Source organism: Streptomyces sp. NPDC058620 (assembly GCF_042717135.1).
Taxonomy (GTDB): Bacteria; Actinomycetota; Actinomycetes; order Streptomycetales; family Streptomycetaceae; genus Streptomyces.
Genome location: NZ_JBHXQO010000128.1, coordinates 1 through 3752, shown reverse-complemented (window position 1 = coordinate 3752; position 3752 = coordinate 1). Strand labels below are relative to the sequence as shown.

The window sequence follows — 3752 nt, the reverse complement described above, 5'->3', positions numbered from 1 at the left end:
GTGTGGCGCAGCGAGTACCGGCTGCTGAATGCGTACGGTCCGACCGAGACCACGGTCTGTGCGAGCATCGCGGTCCTGGACCCGGAGGGTGAGGGCGTTCCGTCGATCGGCACCCCGATGGCCAACACCCGCGTCTACGTCCTCGACGACCAGCTGCGGCCCGTCCCGGTGGGCATGACAGGTGAGCTGTTCATCGGCGGCGCGGGCGTCGCCCGTGGATACCTGGGTCGTCCGGAACTGACTGCGGAGCGGTTCGCCGCGGACCCGTTCGTGGCGGACGGGTCGCGCATGTACCGCTCGGGTGACCAGGTGCGGTGGCTGCCGGACGGCCGACTGGAGTTCGTCGGCCGAGCCGACGACCAGGTCAAGATCCGCGGGTTCCGCGTCGAGCCCGGCGAGATCGAGACGGCACTTGCCGCGCATGCCGGCGTGCGGACGGCGGTCGTGACCGCGTACGGGAAGAGCGCCGACCGCAAGCTGGCCGCCTACCTGGTGCCCACCGATCACAGCGAGGGGATCCCCGACTCGGCCGACCTGCGGGAACTGCTGCTGCGGAGCCTGCCGGACTACATGGTTCCGGCGGCGTTCACCGAGATGTCGAGGCTGCCGCTCACCACGAACGGGAAGGTGGACAGGACGGCGCTTCCGATACCCGAGACGGTTCGCTCCACCAGCACCGAGTACACCGCCCCGTCCGGCGAGGCGGAGGAACTCCTCGCGGAGATCTGGTCCGAAGTCCTCGGGATCGAGCGGATCGGCGCTCACGACAACTTCTTCGAGCTGGGGGGCAACTCGCTCCTCGTCACCCAGATCGTCGGCCGTATCCGCGGCGCGGGCCACGACATCAGCGTCGGGGACCTCTTCGACCACCCGACCCTCGCGACCGCCGCTCCGCTGATCCAGATACAGGCCGAGGACCCCGAGGTCCGTTCGGTGGTGACCATCCGCGCAGGCAGGATCAAGCCGGCCGTATTCGCCGTGCACACCCTGACCGGTGAGGTCGCCGCGTTCGCCGAGGTCGCCGGGCACCTGGCCGAGGGACAGAAGTTCTACGGGCTGCAGGAGCGCGGCCTGACCGGCGAGGACGCGCCGCCGTCATCCGTCGAGGAGATGGCGACCACGTACATCGGCGAAATGCTGCGGGTGCAGAAGGAAGGCCCCTACCTGCTGACCGGCCAGTCCGGGAGCTCCTACGTCGCCCTGGAGATGGCGCGCCAGCTGACCGCCATGGGCAAGGAGGTGGGCGGCGTCTTCCTCATGGCGCCGGCCCGGCAGCCGTTCGCCTGGCGCCTTCCGAGTCAGGCGTTCGGCCGGTCCGACAGGAAGCTGCTGGCCGCTGTCGAGGAGGCCCTCGAAGGCGCTCCGGGCACGAAGCTCTCCCGGGCGAACGAGAAGAAGGTGCTGAAACTCGGTGCCCCGGACGACGAGATCGCCAAGGGTGTCCGCGAAGGCGACAAGCATGCCCTGCGGATCATGCGCGCCCTGGCCATCAACCGGCTCGCCTACTCGTACTACGGCGAGCTCATGCACCGCGGCATGCGGAACTACGACGGCCGTGTGGTGCTCCTCATGCCGCGCGACGACCGGCCCAAGCCCTACAAGTGGACCCTCGAACAGTGGCAGATCCCCGTCACGCGGGGCCCCGAGGTCGTGGATGTGCCGGGCGAACACTCGACCGTGTTCTACGGCGAGAGCGCAGAGGCCGTGGGTGCCTACCTGAGCGCCGAGATCACCCGCTGGCAGCAAGACGGAGGAGCGTCCGCATGACGGGGATCAGAGGGACGCAGCCGTCCGCCGCCGCGGCCACCAGCGCGTACGAACTCCCCAACGGGCGCAGAATCACCTGTGTCAGTCCGGCGGAGGCAAAGGTCCTCTGGGCGGAGGCCGTGGACGCAGGGCTCTACAGGTCGGCAGCGGACGCCCTGCGGCCCGGCGACACCGTCCTCGATATCGGGGCGAACATCGGGATCGTCTCGTTGATGTTCGGCTGGAAAGCACCTGATCTCAGGATCGTCTCCGTGGAACCGGCACCGACCACGTTCTCCTGTCTGGAGGCGAATCTGCGGCGCCATCTGCCGGGCGCCGTCGCCGTACGCAGTGCGGTGTCCGACCGGGCCGGACACCGGACTTTCACCTATTACCCGAGGTCCACCGGAAACTCCGGGCTGTTCGCCGACCAGCGGGCGGACGACGAGAACACCCGGATATTCCTGCGCAATACCGGAATCCCGGAGGACTACATCGGGGAGATCGTCAGGGACCTGCACCGGGGCGTCGACATGACCGTGCCCACGCTGACCGTCTCCGATCTGATCAGGGCCCACGGCCTGCGGGAGGTCAGCCTCCTGAAGATCGACGTGGAGCGCGCGGAACACCTGGTCCTGGCCGGGGTCGAGGACCAGCACTGGCCCGTGATCGGCCACATCGTCGCCGAGGTCCATGACGAGGACGGCCGGCTGCGGGCCATCACCGAGCTCCTCGAACGGCACGGCTTCACCGTCGAGGTGAGCCAGCAGCCCAAGCTCGCCGGAACGGATTTGTACGAACTCGCCGCCACGCGCGCACCAGGCGTTCAAACGCCGCCGCGCAGCACTTGAACACGGCACCGGAATGCTGACCGGTGCCCGAGCGCCACGTACGCCATGGAGCCGCTGGATCAATGATCCAGCGGTGTGCCATGGTGAGGCGGGGAATCTTCGACTCACATGAGCACGTAGCGCACGCCGTGGCATCGCCATGACCTTGTGCGGAGCGGATCATTTGCGATCCCGCTCTCAAAGGGCAGGGCTCAGCGGCGGATATCTCAGGGCCGAACAGCGCACCGTCATGCACTAATTCAGCTTTCTCATTTGCAGGGGACAACTGATGCTTTCTGACGCCAAGCGGGAATTGCTGAAGCGACGCCTCAGGGGAGAGCAGGTATCGCGCCGCGCATGGGACCCCCGTCCGGACGGGCCCCTTCCGCTGTCCTTCGCGCAGCAACGTCTGTGGTTCCTGAGTCAGCTGGAGCCGGGTTCGACCGAGTACAACCTGTCGATGCGGGTGCGGTGGGACGGTGCCCCCGATGTGGCGGCGCTCGGTGCGGCGTTGGGTGGGGTGGTGGCACGGCACGAGGTGCTGCGGACGCGTCTGGTGGCGGGTGCGGACGGTGTGCCGCATCAGGTGATCGACGAGCCGGCGCCGTTCCCCCTGCCGGTGGTCGACGTCTCCGACAGCGCCGACCCGGCGGAGGCGGTACGGGAGCTGGCGGCGGCCGACGCCCAGGTGCCGTTCGACCTGTCGACGGGGCCGCTGATCCGGGCCACACTGCTGCGCGCGGCCCACGGCGAACACGTGCTCGTGGTCGCTCTGCACCACGTGGTCTTCGACGAGTGGTCGGACTCCGTCTTCCACCGCGAGCTCATGGCTCTGTACGAGGCGTTCCGTGCGGGTGAGCCCGACCCCCTGCCGCCGCTCGACGTGCAGTACGCGGACTATGCGGTCTGGCAGCGGAAGTGGCTGGACGGTGAGGTGCTGGAGCGGCAACTGTCCTACTGGCGTGACCGGCTCTCCGGTGCACCGGAACTGGAACTGCCCCTTGATCGCCCGCGTCCGCCGGTGCGTTCCTCCGCCGGCGCGACAGTGGGCATCGACATTCCGCACGACGTCGCCGAAGGTCTGCGGGCGTTGTCGCGTGAGTGTGGCGTGTCGATGTTCATGACGTTGTTGTCGGCGTATGTGGTGTTGCTGGGTCGGTACGCGGGTTCGGAAGA

3 protein-coding genes are annotated in these 3752 nt (G+C 68.2%); all 3 read left to right on the top strand.

The window, feature by feature from the left end:
* On the top strand, positions 1-1767 hold a 1767-nt coding region (locus ACFWSK_RS37470), incomplete at its 5' end, for an AMP-binding protein (protein ID WP_383796590.1).
* Complete coding sequence (locus ACFWSK_RS37465; protein ID WP_383796587.1) at positions 1764-2597, top strand: FkbM family methyltransferase; 834 nt, start codon at positions 1764-1766, stop codon at positions 2595-2597. The genes ACFWSK_RS37470 and ACFWSK_RS37465, both read left to right, overlap by 4 nt.
* Positions 2598-2865: 268 nt before the next feature.
* Positions 2866-3752 (top strand): condensation domain-containing protein (locus ACFWSK_RS37460; RefSeq protein WP_383796584.1); only part of this gene is annotated, 887 nt, incomplete at its 3' end.